The 18119-nt window shown below is 62.1% G+C and carries 14 protein-coding genes, 3 tRNA genes and 1 CRISPR repeat array; of the genes, 5 read left to right on the top strand and 12 right to left on the bottom strand.

The window, feature by feature from the left end; translation table 11 throughout:
• Positions 1-5 precede the first annotated feature (5 nt).
• Genes fdhE through fdnG form a run of 4 tightly spaced genes read right to left on the bottom strand, consistent with a single transcriptional unit; the run spans position 6 to position 5496 of the window.
• The gene (fdhE, locus tag ACODRW_RS01665) at positions 6-932 is read right to left on the bottom strand and encodes a formate dehydrogenase accessory protein FdhE (protein ID WP_488905046.1); all 927 of its coding nucleotides are present in this window, start codon (positions 930-932) and stop codon (positions 6-8) included.
• On the bottom strand, positions 929-1558 hold the full coding sequence (locus ACODRW_RS01670; RefSeq protein WP_235086813.1) for a formate dehydrogenase subunit gamma: 630 nt from the start codon (positions 1556-1558) through the stop codon (positions 929-931). Before ACODRW_RS01670 ends, fdhE begins: the two co-directional genes overlap by 4 nt.
• Positions 1555-2430 (bottom strand): formate dehydrogenase subunit beta, encoded by an 876-nt coding sequence (fdxH, locus tag ACODRW_RS01675; protein ID WP_488905047.1) that lies wholly within the window; start codon positions 2428-2430, stop codon positions 1555-1557. The genes ACODRW_RS01670 and fdxH overlap by 4 nt, the downstream gene beginning before the upstream one ends.
• 9 nt (positions 2431-2439) lie before the next feature.
• A complete protein-coding gene (fdnG, locus tag ACODRW_RS01680) occupies positions 2440-5496 on the bottom strand; it encodes a formate dehydrogenase-N subunit alpha (protein WP_486635815.1) in 3057 nt (1018 codons plus the stop codon).
• Positions 5497-5633: 137 nt separating this feature from the next.
• Here fdnG and fdhD point away from each other — a divergent pair, with 137 nt between their 5' ends.
• From fdhD to ACODRW_RS01695, 3 genes are all read left to right on the top strand, one after another.
• Positions 5634-6443 carry a formate dehydrogenase accessory sulfurtransferase FdhD gene (fdhD, locus tag ACODRW_RS01685; protein WP_488905048.1) on the top strand — a complete coding sequence of 270 codons (810 nt, stop codon included), beginning with the start codon at positions 5634-5636 and terminating at the stop codon, positions 6441-6443.
• A gap of 217 nt (positions 6444-6660) precedes the next feature.
• On the top strand, positions 6661-7887 hold the full coding sequence (locus ACODRW_RS01690; protein WP_227104858.1) for an aspartate kinase: 1227 nt from the start codon (positions 6661-6663) through the stop codon (positions 7885-7887).
• Between the two features lie 61 nt (positions 7888-7948).
• Positions 7949-8042 (top strand) — tRNA-Ser (locus ACODRW_RS01695).
• Between the two features lie 431 nt (positions 8043-8473).
• Here the strand turns inward: ACODRW_RS01695 and ACODRW_RS01700 are convergent.
• Together ACODRW_RS01700 and ACODRW_RS01705 are read right to left on the bottom strand one after the other, a co-directional pair.
• Complete coding sequence (locus ACODRW_RS01700) at positions 8474-8929, bottom strand: hypothetical protein (RefSeq protein WP_488905049.1); 456 nt, start codon at positions 8927-8929, stop codon at positions 8474-8476.
• Between the two features lie 135 nt (positions 8930-9064).
• Positions 9065-9298, bottom strand: a complete 234-nt coding sequence (locus ACODRW_RS01705; protein WP_488905050.1) for a helix-turn-helix domain-containing protein — start codon at positions 9296-9298, stop codon at positions 9065-9067.
• A gap of 1154 nt (positions 9299-10452) precedes the next feature.
• On the opposite strand from ACODRW_RS01705, the gene ACODRW_RS01710 reads away from it, so the two are divergent.
• Together ACODRW_RS01710 and ACODRW_RS01715 are read left to right on the top strand one after the other, a co-directional pair.
• Positions 10453-10529, top strand: a tRNA-Arg gene (locus ACODRW_RS01710).
• Positions 10530-10535: 6 nt separating this feature from the next.
• Positions 10536-10610: transfer RNA gene (locus ACODRW_RS01715), tRNA-Glu, on the top strand.
• A gap of 139 nt (positions 10611-10749) precedes the next feature.
• On the opposite strand, the gene ACODRW_RS01720 is transcribed toward ACODRW_RS01715, so the two are convergent.
• The 6 genes from ACODRW_RS01720 to csy3 all read right to left on the bottom strand — a co-directional run bounded on the left by ACODRW_RS01720 (position 10750) and on the right by csy3 (position 18117).
• The gene (locus tag ACODRW_RS01720; RefSeq protein ID WP_488905051.1) at positions 10750-11709 is read right to left on the bottom strand and encodes a bifunctional helix-turn-helix transcriptional regulator/GNAT family N-acetyltransferase; all 960 of its coding nucleotides are present in this window, start codon (positions 11707-11709) and stop codon (positions 10750-10752) included.
• A gap of 79 nt (positions 11710-11788) precedes the next feature.
• Complete coding sequence (locus tag ACODRW_RS01725; protein WP_488905052.1) at positions 11789-14467, bottom strand: TonB-dependent receptor plug domain-containing protein; 2679 nt, start codon at positions 14465-14467, stop codon at positions 11789-11791.
• A 235-nt stretch (positions 14468-14702) separates the two neighbouring features.
• On the bottom strand, positions 14703-14990 hold the full coding sequence (locus ACODRW_RS01730; protein ID WP_235086829.1) for a type II toxin-antitoxin system RelE family toxin: 288 nt from the start codon (positions 14988-14990) through the stop codon (positions 14703-14705).
• Positions 14980-15225 (bottom strand): type II toxin-antitoxin system Phd/YefM family antitoxin, encoded by a 246-nt coding sequence (locus ACODRW_RS01735; RefSeq protein ID WP_019103002.1) that lies wholly within the window; start codon positions 15223-15225, stop codon positions 14980-14982. The genes ACODRW_RS01730 and ACODRW_RS01735 overlap by 11 nt, the downstream gene beginning before the upstream one ends.
• 114 nt (positions 15226-15339) lie before the next feature.
• Positions 15340-16391: a CRISPR direct-repeat array (repeat unit 28 nt; unit sequence TTTCTAAGCTGCCCATCCGGCAGAGAAC).
• Positions 16392-16518: 127 nt separating this feature from the next.
• The gene (gene cas6f / locus ACODRW_RS01740; RefSeq protein ID WP_488905053.1) at positions 16519-17076 is read right to left on the bottom strand and encodes a type I-F CRISPR-associated endoribonuclease Cas6/Csy4; all 558 of its coding nucleotides are present in this window, start codon (positions 17074-17076) and stop codon (positions 16519-16521) included.
• A 3-nt stretch (positions 17077-17079) separates the two neighbouring features.
• Entirely contained in the window at positions 17080-18117 is a 1038-nt protein-coding gene (gene csy3, locus ACODRW_RS01745; RefSeq protein WP_488905054.1) for a type I-F CRISPR-associated protein Csy3, read from the bottom strand.
• Between the last annotated feature and the right edge of the window lie 2 nt (positions 18118-18119).

Consider the following 18119-nt stretch of genomic DNA (forward strand, 5'->3'; position numbering starts at 1 on the left):
GGGGCTTAGCCGGGAAACAGCAGCGGATTGACCCCGCTGCGAGCGAAGCCGCGCTGTTCCAGCTGCTGGTCCAGCGCCAGCGTGGCCAGATCGTCGGCCGCCGGCTCGGCGTCCAGGTCCTTGTCCAGCGCCAGGATCTTCAGATAGCTGCCGCAGTCGCCGCAGCTTTCGCCGCGCACCGCGGCCTGCTGGCTGTCGCCTTGCTCCAGCGACCAGTAGCCGATGTCGCGGGTCGCCTCGCAATTGCTGCACTTGGCGCGCACCAGATGCCATTCGCTCTCGCACAGGCTGCAATGCAGATAGCGCAGGCCGGACTCGTTGCCGAGGCGCACCACGCTGGCCACCGGCGGCATCGCGCACACCGGGCACAGGTGGCGGGCGTCGTCGGGTTCGGCCACCGCCGTCACCTGTAGTTGCGCGGCCAGCTGGCTGAAATAGACCGACAGCGCCGCCCACAGCAAGGGCGCGCGCGCCGAGCCGACGGCGGTGAAGTCGCCGTCCAGCAGCGCGCGGGCGGCGCTTTCCAGCGCGGCGTCGTCCGTCTGTTCCAGCTCGCGCGCCACCTGGCCGGCGGGGCCGGGCAGGGCGGCGAGCTCCGCGCACAGCGCGCGCAGCAGATCGCGCCAGACCGGATCGCGCGGCCAGGCGGCGGCGCCCAGCGGCGGCAGGCCGTGTTCGGCGCAATGATGGAAGTAATCGCCGCGCGGCGGCAGCGTCACCGGCTGTTCGCGCACCAGGAGGTGCTGAGCCGCGGCGATGCGGGCGGCGAAGGCCAGATAGGCCGCCATCGGGTGGCCGTCGGCCAGCGCCGTCAGGCGCCGGCTGCGGGCCAGATAGCGTTCGGCGGGCTGGGGCAGCAATAACGGCGGGATCTCTCCCGCCGCGGTTTGCAGCCGGCCAGCCTCGTCCAGGGGGACGATGCGTATGCTCATGGCTTGTTCTTGTCTCCGGTCATTTCACGGTACCAGCGCGGATGATGCTTCTTGGCCCAGGCATGGGTGACCACGCCTTCCACCATCGCCCGTATCGTGCCGCGCACCCAGATGGCGGCGTAGACGTGGACGATGATGCCGGCGATCAGGATCAGCGCGCTCCAGGCGTGCAGGAGCAGGGCCACGCGGATCACCGGGATGGGGAAGTACAGCGCGAAGTACGGCCGCCACATGATGAAGCCGGTGCACACCAGCACCAGCATGCAGCCGGTCATCAGCCAGAACATGCCTTTCTGGCCGCCGTTGTACTTGCCGATGTCGCCGACCTCGTGGCCGGACAGCACCGACTTCACCGCCATCATCCACTTCACGTCTTCCTTGTCCAGGAAGTTGTGATGCCAGTAACGCAGGAATTGGCGCGCGAAGCCGACGAACATCAGCACCCCGACGAAGGGGTGGATGATGCGCGCCAGCTGCGGCGTGCCGAATACGCCGGTCAGCCAGAAGAAGGCCGGGTAAAAGAAGGCCAGGCCGGAAATCGCCAACAGCACGAAGCACACCGCCACGATCCAGTGGTTGACGCGTTCCGCCGCGCTGTAGCGCTTGATCAGCTTTTCCTTGCTCATGCCTTTTCCTCCTCTTCCTCTTCCGCCTTATTGGGGCCGACGCCGATGTAGTGGAAGAAGCCGAACAAGACCGAAGCCGCCAGGCCGATGGTGGACAGCGGCTTGAGGATGCCCTTCCACAGGCTGACCACCGGGCTGATCTTGGGATCCTTGGCCAGGCCGGAATACAGCTCCGGCTTGTCGGCGTGGTGCAGCACGTACATCACGTGGGTGCCGCCCACGCCTTCCGGATCGTACAGCCCGGCGTTGGCGTAGCCGCGGGTCTTCAGCTCTTCCACCCGGTCATGGGCGTAGGCCTGCATATCGGCCTTGGTGCCGAAGCGAATGGCTCCGGTGGGACAGGTCTTCACGCAGGCCGGCTCCTGGCCCACCATCACCCGGTCGGAACACAAGGTGCATTTATACGCCTTGTTGTCCTTCTGGTTGATGCGCGGCACATTGAACGGACAGCCGGAGATGCAATAGCCGCAGCCTATGCAGTGCTCGGACTGGAAATCCACGATGCCGTTGGCGTACTGAATGATGGCTCCCGGCGACGGACAGGCCTTCAGACAGCCCGGGTCGGCGCAGTGCATGCAGCCGTCCTTGCGGATCAGCCATTCCAGCTTGCCGCTTTCCTCCACCTCGCTGTAGCGCATCACCGTCCAGCTGTGGGCGGTGAGATCGGCCGGGTTGTCGTAGACGCCGACGTTGCTGCCCACTTCGTCGCGGATGTCGTTCCACTCCGAGCAGGCCACCTGACAGGCCTTGCAGCCTATGCAGGTGGACACGTCGATCAGCTTGGCCACCTCGGCCTTGTAATCGCGCACCACCGGCGGCTGGGTGGGGCTGGCGGAGCGGCGCAGGATATCTTGCGATTGCAGTGATGACATGGTCGCTCCTTATACTTTCTCGACGTTGACCAGGAAGGACTTGAATTCCGGCGTCTGGGTGTTGGCGTCGCCTACAAACGGCGTCAGCGTGTTGGCGCTGAAGCCTTTCTTGGCCACCCCTTCATAACCCCAGTGAATCGGAATCCCGACCTGGTGCACCGTCTTGCCGCCCGACTGCAGCGCGCGGATGCGCTTGGTCACCACCGCCTTGGCCTTGATATAGCCGCGCTTGGACGACACTTTCACCGTGTCGCCGTGGGCGATGCCTTTCTCCTTGGCCAGCGCCTCGCCGATTTCCACGAACTGCTCCGGCTGGGCGATCGCGTTCAGCCGCGCGTGCTTGGTCCAGCCGTGGAAGTGCTCGGTCAGCCGGTAAGTGGTGGCCGCGTACGGGAAGGCGTCGTGCTTGCCCATCTGCTCGCGGTCCGCCGGGAACACCCGCGCCGCCGGATTGGACACCACCTTGGGATGCAGCGGGTTGGTGCCCAGCGGCGTTTCGAACGGCTCGTAGTGCTCGGGGAAGGGGCCTTCGGCCATCTTGTCGAGAGCGAACAGCCGCCCCAGGCCCTCGGCCTGCATGATGAAGGGGCCCATGGCGCTGCCGGGCGGCTCGTCGGCCTTGAAGTCCGGCACGTCGATGCCTGTCCATTTTTCGCCGTTCCACTTGATCAGCGTCCGCTTCTTGTCCCAGGGCGTGCCGTCCGGCTTACAGGAAGCGCGGTTGTACAGCACGCGGCGGTTGGCCGGCCACGCCCAGGCCCAGCCCAGGGTATTGCCCAGCCCGGACGGATCGCTGTTGTCGCGGCGCGCCATCTGGTTGCCGGCCTGGGTCCAGCTGCCGGCGAAGATCCAACAGCCGGAAGCGGTGCTGCCGTCGGCCTGCATCAGGGCGAAGCCGGACAACTGCTCGCCTTTCTTGGCCAGGAACTGCCCCGGGTTCTTGGGATCCGGGATGTCCGCCAGCGCCTTGCCGTTGAGCTCCTTGGCCAGTTCCTCCGGCTTGGGCTCGTGCGGATCGCCGTAAGCCCAGGACAGGCTCATGATGGCCTCGGCGTTCTTGCCGCCGTTCTTGGCGTACTGCGCCTTCAGACGAGTGAAGATGCCGGCCAGGATTTCCGCGTCGGTGATGGCTTCGCCCGGCGCGTCCGCGCCTTTCCAGTGCCATTGCAGCCAGCGCCCGGAATTGACCACCGCGCCGTCTTCCTCGGCGAAACAGGTGGTGGGCAGACGGAACACCTCGGTCTGGATCTCCGCGGTTTTCACATCGTTCTGCTCGCCGTGGTTCTTCCAGAAAGTGGAAGTGTCGGTGGCCAGCGGGTCCATGATCACCAGGTATTTCAGCTTGGAAAGCGAGGCCACCACCTTGTTCTTGTCCGGGAAGGCCAGGATGGGGTTGAAGCCTTGGCAGAAATAGCCGTTGATCTTGCCCTGATGCATCAGCTCGAAGTACTGCAGCACGTCGTAGCTCTTGTCCCACTTGGGCAGCCAATCGTAGCCCCACTGGTTGTCGGCGGTGGCCTTGTCGCCCCACATCGCCTTCATCAGCGAAACGAAGAACTTGGGATAGTTCTGCCAGTAGTTCATCTGCCCGTCGGCCAGCGGCTTGCTGGTGTACTTGCTCAGATAGGACTCCAGCGTGGGCTCCTTCTCCGATGGCATGTTCAGATAACCCGGCAAGCTGGTGGACAGCAGGCCGATATCGGTCAGACCCTGGATGTTGGAGTGGCCGCGCAGCGCGTTGACCCCGCCGCCGGCCATGCCCATATTGCCCAGCAGCAGCTGGATCATCGCCATGGTGCGGATGTTCTGCGAGCCGATGGAGTGTTGCGTCCAGCCCAGCGCGTACAGGAAGGAAGTGGTCTTGTCGTGGGCGCCGGTTTCCGCCAGGTATTCGCAGACCTTGAGGAAGGCGTCCTTGGGCGTGCCGCAGAGGGTTTCCACCATTTCCGGCGTGTAACGGGCCACGTGCTCGCGCATCAGATTGATCACGCAGCGCGGGTCGGACAGGCTGTCGTCGCGCTTGGCCATGCCCTTGTCGTCCAGCTGGTAGGTCCAGGTGGATTTGTCGTAGCTGTGCTTGTCGGCGTTGTAGCCGGAGAACAGGCCGTCGTCGAACTTGAAGTCCGGATTCACCAAGAGCGCGGCATTGGTGTAGGCCAGCGTGTATTCCTTATTGTACTTGCCGGTTTGCAGCAGGTAGCGGATCACGCCGGACAGGAACGCAATGTCCGTGCCGGTGCGGATGGGGGCGTAATAATCCGCCACCGAGGCCGTGCGGGTGAAGCGCGGATCGATGACGATCAGCTTCGCCTTGTTGCGGGTCTTGGCCTCAATCGCCCAGCGGAAACCCACCGGGTGCGCCTCGGCCGCATTGCCGCCCATGACGACGATGAGGTTGGCGTTCTTGATGTCGACCCAATGGTTTGTCATGGCACCGCGACCAAATGTTGGGGCAAGACTTGCCACCGTTGGTCCGTGTCATACACGCGCCTGGTTGTCGACCGCCAGCAGCCCCAGGCTGCGGGTGAATTTGTGGGTCAGCCAGCCGGCCTCGTTGCTGGACGCGGAAGCGGCCAGGAAACCCGTGGTCAGCCAGCGGTTGACGGTGACGCCGTCCGCGTTCTTCTCGACGAAGTTGGCGTCGCGGTCGCGCTTCATATGGGCGGCGATGCGCTCGAAGGCCTCGTCCCAGCTGATGCGTTTGTATTCGTTGGAGCCCGCTTCGCGCACTTCCGGATAGCGCAGGCGGTTGGGGCTGTGGATGAAGTCGATCAGGCCGGCGCCCTTGGGACAGAGCGCGCCGCGATTGACCGGATGGTCCGGATCGCCTTCAATGTGGAAAATATCGGCTTTGGCGTTCTTGGCGCCGTCGCCCAGGCTGTACATCAAGATGCCACAGCCCACCGAACAGTATGGACAGGTATTCCGGGTTTCCGTCGCGCGCAGCAATTTATAGCTGCGGGTGTCGGCCAGCGCGGTCTCGGGCATGAAGCCCAGGGTCGCGATGGTGGTGCCTGCCATGCCGCCGGCGCAGAGCTTGAAAAACTGCCGTCTGCTGACTTGCATGGGTTTGTCTCCTTGGGGTTGAACTGGGCGCGTCCCTGACCCACCAAGGACGCGTTGCTCACTCACAGCGGAAAATCTATTATCGCCCTAGGTATCAATTAGTACAAACTATTGCAGTGAATGGCAGGCCACATTTTATGAAAAAAACCGAAGCGCTGGAGCAGGCGGCGCTTGAGCTCGGCATTGTCGATTGCCGTCACGGCGGCGCCCAGGCCAGGCAGGACTGGGTGGCGGTGGAAACCCCGGTGGCGCTGGTGTACAACGGCCTCTCCCACGTGGTGATGATGGCCAGCCCGCGGGAGCTGGAAGACTTTGCGCTGGGCTTCAGCCTGGCCGAAGGCATCGTCGCCCATCCGGGCGAGATCTACGGCATCGACATCGTTCCGGGCGAACGCGGCGTGGAAGCGCGCATCGATCTGGCCTCGGCCCGCTTCATGGCCTTGAAGGAGCGCCGCCGCCAGCTGGCCGGCCGTACCGGCTGCGGCTTGTGCGGCGTGGAACAGCTGGCCGAAATCCACCGGCCGCTGCCGCCGCTGCCGCAGACCCAAAGCTTCAGCCTGGACGCGCTGGCGCGCGCCTTGCCGGTGCTGCAGCAGGCGCAAAGCCTGTCCCAGGCCACCGCCTGCGCCCACGCCGCCGGCTGGGTGACGCCGCAGGGCGAACTTCTGCACCTTAGCGAGGATGTGGGCCGCCACGTGGCGCTGGACAAGCTGATAGGCGCGCGCGCGCGCCAGGGCTGGCGCGACGGCGCGGCCATCGTCACCAGCCGCGCCAGCTATGAAATGGCGCAGAAGGCCGCCGCCGCCGGCATCGAGATCCTGATCGCGCTGTCCGCGCCCACCTCGCTGGCGGTGGAGATGGCCGCGCGCTACGGCCTGACCCTGATCGGCTTCGCCGGCCACGGCCGCGCCAATCTGTACAGCTGCCCCGAACGTTTGCGCATGTAATCCAACAGAAATATTCTGCCAGTAAACGGCATGGCAGCCGTGGATTGATGCCGGCAAGCGTCGCAGCGTCGGCAGCTTGCGCCGCGCAGTGCCGGCTGGGGCTGGCCGCGGGTTTTGCGTTGCAGCATCCGCGGAGAATTCCGCCTTGCAATTCTGGCCAGGATAGGGTCAGAATCGAAGCTCGACATTTCAACCCTTTCGAATATAAGAAACAAGCATGGCACTCATCGTACAAAAGTACGGCGGCACTTCGGTTGGAACCACCGAACGGATCAAGAACGTTGCCCGCCGTGTCGCCAAGTGGAAGTCGCAGGGACATGATGTCGTGGTGGTGGTGTCCGCCATGAGCGGCGAAACCAACCGCCTCATCGCCCTGGCAAAGGAGATTCAGGACTATCCGGACCCGCGCGAGCTGGACGTGGTGATATCCACCGGCGAGCAGGTCACCATCGGCCTGCTGGCCATGGCGCTGAAGGAAATCGGCGTGCCGGCCAAGAGCTACTGCGGCTGGCAGGTGAAGCTGGTCACCGACAACGCCCACACCAAGGCCCGCATCCAGGAGATAGACGACGCCGCGATGCGCTCCGACCTCAATGAAGGCCGCGTCGTCATCGTCGCCGGCTTCCAGGGCGTGGACGAGGACGGCGACATCACCACGCTGGGCCGCGGCGGCTCGGACACCTCCGCCGTGGCGCTGGCCGCCGCGCTGAAGGCCGACGAATGCCAGATCTACACTGATGTGGACGGCGTTTACACCACCGATCCGCGCGTGGTGCCGGAAGCGCGCCGCCTGAAGACCGTCACGTTCGAGGAAATGATCGAAATGGCGTCGCTGGGCTCCAAGGTGCTGCAGATCCGCTCGGTGGAGTTCGCCGGCAAGTACAAGGTTCGTTTGCGCGTGCTCTCCAGCTTCGAAGACGAAGGCGAAGGCACCCTGATTACGTATGAGGAAGATGAAAGCATGGAAAAGGCCGTTGTCGCAGGCATCGCATTTGACCGTAACGAAGCGCGCATCAACGTCAAGGGCGTGCCGGACAAGCCTGGCATCGCCTACCAGATTCTGGGGCCGATCGCCGATGCCAATATCGAAGTGGACATGATCATCCAGAACGTGGGCGAAAACGGCGCGACCGATTTCTCCTTCACCGTGCCGCGCGGCGAATTCCAGCGCGCGCTGACCATCCTGCGCGAAGTGCAGACCCATATCGGCGCCGCCAAGATCGACGCCGACGACAAGGTGGCCAAGATCTCCATCGTGGGCGTGGGCATGCGTTCGCACTGCGGCATCGCCTCCACCATGTTCCGCACCCTGGCGGAAGAGGGCATCAATATCCAGATGATCTCCACCTCGGAAATCAAGGTGTCGGTGCTATTGGACGAGAAGTATCTGGAGCTGGCGGTTCGCGTTTTGCATAAAGTTTTCGGGCTGGACCAGCCGGCGTAAATAATTTCGGATACACGCTTGACAGGGGGCGCAGCGCTAATTAATATGGCGCTCTCTGAACGGAGAAATGGCCGAGTGGTCGAAGGCACTTCCCTGCTAAGGAAGCATACGGGCTTAAACCTGTATCGAGGGTTCGAATCCCTCTTTCTCCGCCAGTTCGCATTAAGCCCTTGATTGGAAACAGTCGAGGGCTTTTTTGCGTCCTAGCGGTCCGAACCTCATCGTTAGATTCCTGAAACGGATCAACAAGACCAAGAGCTTCCTAGAAGCGTAACCGTCTCTGCGAAAACGCGATCAATCCATTTGACCGAGATAAAACATAGTCGAGACACGCCCTCGATCGGTTTGCGCGGCAATTCCCGATTGCCTTTGTGTATTGGGAAAAGGGGGGCTTCCATCGGCTGGAGGATGGAGGCGGATGAATTCGATTGATGGCCGGAAGCAGGTGGGTGGTCCGCTCCGGCCATTTTGTCGCTTGCTCATGCTGCTATTCAAACCGCCAAGGGGGCTGAATAGTTGCCTCTGTTTCAGTCACCGCCACTTCCTGTCCGGTAGCGTAATGGCGCTAGAGCAGACGCCCGACCCGCTAATCCGCCAGCGACGCGCTGCCCGGTGCGCTGGTCTTCTTTCGCCATGGCTCGGATGGCTTGAGCAGGTAGTTGGCGTATACGTAGCGCCAGGGCACGACTGCATAGAAGACGATCAGCAAGGGAATCCAGCCCAGATTGGCTTCGGTAAAGGGTTCTATGCGCCCGCTGCGCCACTGGGGAATGGCTACCAACACCACCCACAGGGTTTTCCAGATCATTTCCCATAGCAGCACCGGGAGCATTTGCAGCGGGTAGCGCACGCCAAATAGGGTTAACAGCCAAAAGGCCAAGAGCATGTGGTCCACCACGGTTCTAGTGGGAACTGCCGGGGTATGGGGACTCAAGATATTAGGCAGCAGGGAGACTCCAAATCCGACGGCGATAAACAGATACAGGCCTCTCAAGCAGTTCAGGCGAAATAGTGAAATGTCTTGCATTTTATCTTTCTCCATGAAAATGACCCATTTGGGCGAGTGGATACAGCTTGCTTCGGACGCCGTTCGATTTGGCGGGCGCTTGCTACTGGCGCTACTGGCCCGCCAGATGGAACTGGCCAAGGCCCGGCGCGTAAACAGATGGCTTAAGCTTTATTTTGGAACGGCTTGGTCTTCCTTAGCGCTGGCCGCATAGTCCAGCAAATCGCCCGGCTGACATTGCAAGGCTTCACAAATTGCTTCCAAGGTCGAGAACCTGATGGCGCGGGCTTTTCCGGTTTTGAGGATGGAAAGATTCGCCAGGGTGATGTCTACATGATCCGCAAGCTCGCTCAAAGTCATTCTTCGCTCATGCAACAGGCCATCGAGCTTTACCAGAATAGCCATGGCTTATACGGTTCCTTCCAAATCGATACGCATTGTCGTTCCTGCATCAAATACTCGCGCCAGAATAAACAGCAGCAACACGGATAGCCATCCATCGACCGAAGGGCTCCACCCAATGTCCAATGGGTAGATCATGGATACGCTTGCGCAAACCGCGCCGACGGCAAGGTTGAGAATTTGTATGGCGAGCAGCGCCCAAGCAATGGCTTGCAGCCGGGCGGCGCGATAAAGCTGGCAAGCAAAAGTGCCCCAACTCCCATGCCCAATATGAAGTTCAGGCTGAGCAGGGCGCGCAAGACCAGGCGGGTCGTAGACAAAAGGTTCGGACGGCTAGGCATCATTTCCTCCTCCTGGGTTTATTGTTAAACGATAAATAGGACATTGGTATTATGCAAGAAATTTATCGTTGTCGATAATCTTGCTTGAGCTTGTCGCAACCCGGGAACAGGTAAGGAGGGAACGGCTCCGGTCTAGGTCGCTGCGGCGACCCGTCGAACGGGGGCCAACTTGCTCAATGACCGGGTCTTGCCTTTCTTTGCGGAACAGGGCATGGGGATCATCCGCATCCGCAGGCGCCGCTTCTGCAGTCTGGCCAATTTGGCCATGCGTGCATTTTCTCCCGGGGGAACGGAGTGAACCGCCATCAAAAGCCGCTGAAAGCCTTTCATTAACAAGGCCATCAGCTGGATTCGATTGAGGGGTTAAAGCTGATGAAACTTGTACCTTGGTTGGACGTTTGAATCAGCCGAAAACATCCAAATTGGATACTTTTGGTCTAGCTTGCCAGGGCACTTCGTCGAGCAGCGAGTAGCCGCCGCTATCCTCATACCTGCCATCGTCATCGGCGAACCGGAAGGATGCCCACACGCCATACCCAAAATGAACCGTACAAATGAGAATCGGCGGGGCGCGCTTGCTCTAGGCCGGGCGGGGAAAATTGCGAGTTTGTTGAGTCAGGCATGGCTTTGCGAAAATTTTCTCCATTTTGCGGGTTTGGAAAAATTTCAGAGCAAGCTGTTGACAAGGTCCAGCAAAGGACACATACTGTGCGCCTCTTGATCGACAGCACAGCAAGCGCTGCTGCTAGAAAATTCAAGGGTTTGGTTGTTTGAAAGTGGGCATTTTCGCGAATACCTCTTTCTAGGCCAATCAGCGCACCCGTAGCTCAGTTGGATAGAGTATCTGGCTACGAACCAGAGGGTCGGGCGTTCGAATCGCTCCGGGTGCGCCACTTGCTGTCCCTATAGTTTAGCGGTTAGAACACCGCCCTTTCACGGCGGTAGCCGGGGTTCGATTCCCCGTGGGGACGCCAGATTCAGAAAAACCCATCGCGCAAGCGGTGGGTTTTTTGCATTTCTAAGCTGCCTATCCGGCAGTGAACCCCATCGGCACCATCACCACACGGGACCGCTGTTTCTAAGCGGCCCATCCGGCAGCAGCACGGCGCGCGGCTAGCTTTTGGCGGGCCGTGTAAAGCACTGCTCCACGACCTGTTCGCCCCAGCGTGCTCCTGGGCGCTCCTCGCTCAAGACAAAGCCGAAGGCCTCGTACAAATGCCGCGCCGCCAGCAAGCCCTGGAAGGTCCACAGCCGGACGGCAAGGCGCTGCTGATCGCAAAACGCCATCGCCTGTTCCATCATGCGGCGGCCAAGACCGCTGCCGCGCGCCTCCTCGTTCAGAATGAACCAGCGCAGCTGCGCCTGCCCCGGCGCGTCCGGCTCCGCCGCAATCACCAATGAACCGATGATGCGGCCGTCGCGCAAGGCCAGCCACAGCTGATTGCCGGGCTGGCTCAGGCGGCCGAGGAAATCGGCCAGGCCGGTGGCCACCTGCCGTTCGAAGAAAGCGCCGAAGCCGGCGTGGGCGTGGTAATAGCGCGCATGCATGGCGACAATGCTGCCCAGCGCGCCGCAACGGTAACCGGTTTCAATGGCGATGGGCGCGGCGGCCGGCGGCGTGTGCTCGGCGTGCCTGGCTTCCAGCGCCGCCGCATAGCAATTCAGGCCCTGTTCCACCTGCCGCTGCTGCTCCGCCGACAGGTGGACGAGGGCGCCGCCCACCTGGCCGCGGCCATAATCCTGCAACTGCGCGAACAGCTGCTGGCCGGACGGGCTCAAGGCCAGCAGCTTGGTCCGGCCGTCGCTGGGGCAGGGCTGCTCCAGCAGCTCGCCGCCCTGCGTCAGCTTGCGCACCAGCCGGCTCACCGTGGATTTTTCCAGCTGCAGCTTGTCCGCCAGCTGGCTGGCGGACAAGCTGCCGGCCAGGCCGATCTCCACCACCGCATGCACGGCGGAAGCGGAGTGCTGGCTCATGGCCAGGGTGCTGCGCATGAAACCCAGCTCGCGCACGATGCGCCGCGAGGCGGAGCGGATCTGGTCGATGACAAGCTGCTGCGGCTGTGAAGGGTTCATGCGCGCTCTCCTGTGGTAATGGTTGTAACATACAACTAAATAGTTGCTTATTACAATGAATCGTGAGCGCGCCAGCCGTTCAGAACTTGTGATTCAACTCCACCCACCACTGGCGGCCATAGGGCAGATAGCTGCCCACCGGGTAGTAGGGCCAGTTGCTGGTATCGTCGCGCTTGATGGTGTCCAGCACATTGTTGACGATGAGCCCCACCGAAGTCTGCTTGCTCCATTGATACTGAGTGCTGAAATTGGCTAGCACCGTGGGCGTCAGATTGCCATTGCCGCTGGCCTTGGGAATCTTGCCGTAGCGGGTCAGCAGCACGGTGGACGACCAGGGGCCGATGTCCCAGCTCAGGCTGGTGTCCAGCTTGTCCGGCCAATCGGTGTTTTCCGGGTCGTTCAACATATTCTTTTCCACATCGCCGGCAAACTGCTGGTAAGTGTGTTTCAGCACCTTGGTGTAATTGGCTTTCAGCAGGAAGCTGCCCCAGCTGGCGGTTTTCCAGCGCAGCTTGCCGGCGATGTCGAAACCGCTGGTGCGCTCGCTGGCGGCATTGATCGGGTTGACCACGATCTGTTTGATCGCGCCTGGATTGATCAAGGCATTGGCCGGATTGCGCTGCACTCGGCGCAGCGTGTCCTGGCACAGCTGGGACGACGCGTCCAGCACGCCGGCGCGGCACTGCGCCTCGTCGCGCAACAGCTTGTCGCCGCTCAGGTCGGTGACCAGATCATTGATGGCGATGTCCCAGTAATCCACCGAAATATCCGCGCTGCTGCTGGGCGACCATACAAAGCCGAAGCCGTAGGACTTGCCATTTTCCGGCTTCAGTTCGGCGTTGCCGTTCTTCACGTAGTCCGCGCCCGGCGACATGCTTTTGTAGTCGCAGCTGGCCAAGGGCTGGCCGGCCTGGGCGCAACGCCAGTAATCAGTGCTGGATGAGTAATAGCCGCGGCTCTGGGTCAGGAACAGATAATTCATGTCCGGTGCGCGGAAGCTGGTGGCGTAACTGCCGCGCAGCAGCAAGCTGTTCAGCGGCCGGAACGCCAGGCCGGCGCCGTAAGTGAACTTGCCGGCGCTGCTGTCCGGCAGTTGGTAGCGGTCGTAACGGCCGGACAGCGTCAGGTCCAGCCGCTTCAGTACCGGGATGAACAACTCGCCGCCCAGCGCCTGGCGCGAGCGGGTGCCGCCGGCGTGCACGGCCGGCGAGGTGTTGTAGAACGCGCCCTGATTGATCAGCGGGTCCGGATCGTTGCTGAAGCCCTGGCTGCCCCATTCCAGCGTGCCGGCCAGTTTCACCGCGCCGGCCGGCAGCTTGAACAACTCGCCGCTGCCGCTCAGGCTCAGCGCCTGCAGCCAGGACTTGTTCTGGCTCACCGAGCGCCCGGCGATGCTGTCGAACTCCGCCTGCGTCAGCCGGCGGTTGAACGGCCCGGCCGACGGCGCGTAAATCGGCACCCCCTTGGCGTCCACGCCCTGCTGCTGGCCCAGGAAGAAGTTGTCCGCATTGGCCAGCAGCCGCGGCGCGATGTTCTGGCTGGTATAGATGGACGCGTTGTAAGCGGCTTCGTAACTCCAGCTGCTGTCCGGCACCGTGCCGCGCAAGCCGAAAGTCAGGTTGGCCGCCACATCGTCCCACTTGCGGTTGTAGCGGCTGGCGCCGCCCATCTCCTCCGGCGACAGCAAGCGGCTCCAGACCTCGTAGCGGCCGCTGTTCTGGTTCAGGAAATAGCCGCCGTTGCCGGCGGCCGAGGTCCAGCTGGGGCCGCGGGTGTTGTTCTCGCTGTGGTTGAAGGCCAGCAGCGCGTCGCTGAACAACTCCAGGTGATCGTTGAGCGCGTAATTCAGGCTCAGATAACCGTTCTGGCTCTGGTTGGCGGTCTGCACCGTCCAGTAGGAGGCCTTGGCCAGCGGGCTGGCGCAGACATTGCTCTTGCTGCTGCGGTAAGCGCGCACGCTGCCGGCGTACAAGCCGCCCAGCGCGCCGCAAGCCGCGCCGGGGTCGATGAACTTGCCGCTGCTCACATCCTTCTGCGACCACACCGTGGTGGGCGCCGCGCCGTTGACGGTGTTGTCCGCCATGAAGCCGCGCTGGCGCGACCAGATCGGGTTGCGCTGGCTCAACTCCAGCGCGTAGACCAGATTCAGCTTGTCCCAGCTCTTGCCGCCGCTCAGTTGCAGGCGCAGGTTTTCGCCGCCGTGATGCTCGCTGCCGCCGGCCTTGACGTTGACCGTGGTGCCGTCGGCCTTCTTCTTCAGGATCACATTGACCACGCCGGCGATGGCGTCCGAGCCGTAAATCGCCGACGCGCCGCCGTTGAGCACCTCGATGCGCTCAATCATCGCCGCCGGGATATTGGCCAGATTGACGAAGTTGACCGAACCCTCGTAAGCCACCGGGTAATCGGCGATGCGGCGGCCGTTGAGCAAGGTCAGCGTATGGTTGGGCCCCAGCCCGCGCAGGCTGATGGCGTTGGCGGCCGGGGTGAAGGTATTGCCGAAATCCGCGCCCTGAGTGAAGCCGGTGTTCTGCGCCAGATTGTTCAGCGCGTCGTAGACATTGGTGTAACCCTGTTTTTCGATATCGGCGCCGCTCAGCACCGTGACCCCGGTGGGGCCTTCCTTGCCGGCGCGGGCAATGCGCGACCCGGTGATGGTGACGCTGTCCAGCGTGTTGCCGTCGGCGGCCAGCGCCGGCAAGGCTTGCCCTGCCAAGGCCAGCGCCAGCGCGGAGAGAGTGAAATGGGGATATGCCATCGTGGAATGCCGGCTGCGCCGGCCCTTTATTGATTTTGGAAAACAAAATCTAGCACGATTGCATATATGTTAAAAATCTGGAAAATTAGATTGTTATTCAAATTGAGAATAATGTGATTGGAAGCATTGCGGGAGCTTGGCGTGGGTGGGGATTGGGCGCGGGGTTTGCCGTTGTGGCAGGGGAGGGGTTGGGAGAGTGAGAACCGTGGATGCGCTGTCACGGGCTTGCGTCGGCTCAGCCCTGGCGCGCTTTAGCCTTCAGATACGCTTCATTCTTGTCGCGATGTCCGATAGCCACCACGATGATGATGATTTTGCCGTCGTCCACCTCATAGACCAGCCGGTATCCGGTCTGACGCAGCTTGATCTTGTAGCAGCCTTCCAGGCCATGCAGCTTGGCGGAAGGGTTGTGCGGATGCTCGGCTCGTTCTCTCAGTTTCTTGGCAAACTGCTGTCGGATTGATGGGTCCAACTTTCGCCATTCCTTCTCCGCATCCACCCGGAAGACAACTTCATAGCTCATCCAGGTCCACCTTGACGGTGGGCTGCTGCCGACGTTCCAGCACCAACTTTGCGTCCTCGATGTCTTCAAGCAGGTTCATCATGCGTTCGTACTGGGCGGCAGGAACAAGATAGGCTTCCGGGCGGTTGTGATTCAGGATCACCACCGGATGCCCTGCGGCCTCGCGCATGATGCCGGCAAAATTGCGTTTGAGCTCGGTGACGCTGACAGCCACATCGGCAAGTACCAAGTCCATAATTTCTCCCTAATTAAAATCAATTTAGATGCCTAATATAGCATTGATTTTGTTGTGGGGAGCTGCCTGTCCGGCAGAGAAGCCGCCTTTCGGACACCAGATCAAATTGTGGATTTTCTAAGCTGCTTACCCGGCAGAGCACGATCCGGGCGTCGTCGCCGCTGCTGCTGCCGATCCTTCCTAAGCTGCCTACCCGGCAGAGAACTCGACGCTGGCGGCGCTGGAAACCCAGGCCAATTTCTAAGCTGCCTACCCGGCAGAGAACGATGTTGGCGACCGGGAGCGTTGGGAAGTTTCTTTCTAAGCTGCCCATCCGGCAGCGAACGCCATGCTTGAGAGGTCAACTGGACTAGCCAGTTTCTAAGCTGCCCATCCGGCAGAGAACATTGGACGAAGATCAGCAGCGAGTTGCCGAGTTTTCTAAGCTGCCCATCCGGCAGAGAATGTGGGTAGCAAAGCAAATGGGGCATGCTGACTTTTCTAAGCTGCCCATCCGGCAGAGAACGACGATTTCCACTTGGCGGTGCAGACACTGAATTTCTAAGCTGCCCATCCGGCAGAGAACCGGTAAATTTGTTCTTATTTTTGCATTGGCTGTTTCTAAGCTGCCCATCCGGCAGAGAACAGCGTTCAAGCGCTGGAGGAATGGCTGCTAGATTTCTAAGCTGCCCATCCGGCAGAGAACGCCACCGGCTCGCCGGCTGGCTTCATGTCTACTTTCTAAGCTACCCATCCGGCAGAGAACCGGGACCGGTCCAGCCGCCACCGGAGAAGCCGCTTTCTAAGCTACCCATCCGGCAGAGAACACATCTTGTCCGATGTCGCCCAGGCGCTTGTGTTTCTAAGCTACCCATCCGGCAGAGAACAACGCCGCCAACGGTAGTCACGAACCGTTCCATTTCTAAGCTGCCCATCCGGCAGAGAACGTCGGCCGCTACCATGGTCTTGTGTTCCACCTTTTCTAAGCTGCCCATCCGGCAGAGAACCGGTTGTGACCTAGCATGAGCTGGCCTTCAGTTTTCTAAGCTGCCCATCCGGCAGAGAACGCTCCCACAGCGCCATCTGAACCGGCGCATACTTTCTAAGCTGCCCATCCGGCAGAGAACAATGGTTCAAATATCTCTTTCTACCAGTGACTTTTCTAAGCTGCCCATCCGGCAGAGAACTAGAGCCTTTCCCCCGCAAACCCGCGCCAGCGGGGGCAAGCAGCGCTTCCCCAATAAAAACCCTTTTCTCCCGGCCCGCACCAAGCCCTTGATTTAACAGGCTTGGCGGCGGGGAGCAAAAAAAGGGTTAGAACCACGGCACGGTGGCGTCGGGGCTGAGGCCGAAGGCGTTGAAGCGGCCGCTGTGGGTGGCCGGGGCTGGGCGTTGCTCGATGTGCATCTGGTAACGCTGGCCGGTGCTGGCGCTGTTGAGGGTGAGGAAGGGCAGGGTTAGACGGCGGGCGGCGCTGTCCGGGAAACGCTGCGCGGCTTCTTCCGCGCTGATGCCCAGCCGCCGCACCAGCCGGCGGCGCTCCTTGTCCGGATTGGTCTTGGCCTGCTTGCGCCGCACCTGCCAGGCTTCCGCCTGCGGCGGCACCGGCTGGATGGCGGCCAGCGCGATGTGGTCGCGCATGCCGCTGAGCCAGTCGCCGGCCATCAGCCGCTGCAAGGCGGCGTGGCCGCCGTGCAGGCGCAGGGTGTCGCCCAGCGCGGCGGCCGGGGCCGCGCGCGGGAAGCTGACGCCGATGTCGTCGCGGCCTTGCTCGCTCAGCGCGCGGTGCAGCTTGGCGAACAGCGCGTTCATCAGCAGCGTGGGCGCAAACTCCGGGTCCGGGCGCAGCCGGATGTCCAGGTAATGATCCATGGCTTACTCCGCCGCGCCGAACACGCCGCCGCGGATCAGCGTGGCCAGCACAAAGTGCTGATCATGCGGCGCCGGGGCCTGGTCTTTCAGCACCCAGTTGTCCAGCAGGGTGTAGAAGTCGGACTTGGCCTTGGGCTGGCGGCAGGCCTTGCCCAGCGTGGTGACCGAGCCGTAGGGCTCCACCGCGATGGGGCCGAGCTGCTCGGCTTCCGGGTGCCAGTCGTCTATGGTGCGGATGGCGTTGCCCAGCTTCTGCGAGTGGATGGCGGCGATTTTCAGCGCGCCTTGCTCGATGGCGTACAGGGTCTTGCTCTTGTCGCCGCGGCCGCGCTCCAGTACCAGTTCCTGCGAGGGGAACACCTCCTGGCCGGCGCCCAGCCGCGCAAAGGCGGTGATTTGCAGCAGCAGATGGCGCTGGCCGGCCAGGCCGGCGGCGATGGCGGCGGCCAGTTGTTCCAGCACGGCGGCCTGGCTGCCGGGGTCGAAGTGGCGCAGGGACAGCGCCAGCGCGTCGAACTGCCATTGCTGCGCCGGCTGGCCTTGCTCCAGCAGCGCCACCCGCACCTCCACCTGCTCCGCGCCCACGCGGTTGCGCCACAGGAAACGGCCATTGGCCAGGTTGCAGGCATAGCGGCGTGCCAGCTCGGCAAAGCCGTGGGCCTGCACATAGCCGGCCACGGTGGCGCGCAGCTTGGCCTGGTAGGCGCTGTCGTTGCAGGCGGACGGCGCGCCGACATTGCCCAGCACCCGCAGCGTGAAGCTGATCTTCAAGGTATCCGCGTGGTGCGGCAGCGCGGCCACGTCCACGGTTTGCAGGTTGGGGTTTTCAATCTGCGCGTCCAGCTTGGCCGGGTCCTGGTCCTTGGTTTTCAGGCGGTTGGAAATGGTGCCGCGCACGGATTTGGGAACAACAAGAACCGGCTCCCAGCCGGCGTGCTGCTCGCGCTGTTGCCAGTCGCCGGCGTGGAACAAGGCGTCGGACGGGTCCAGCTTGCGTTCAAAGGCCAATACGGTAGCGGTTTTCAGCGGTGCGGTGCTCATGA

The sequence above is a fragment of the Chromobacterium sp. FG89 genome, from assembly GCF_057808735.1.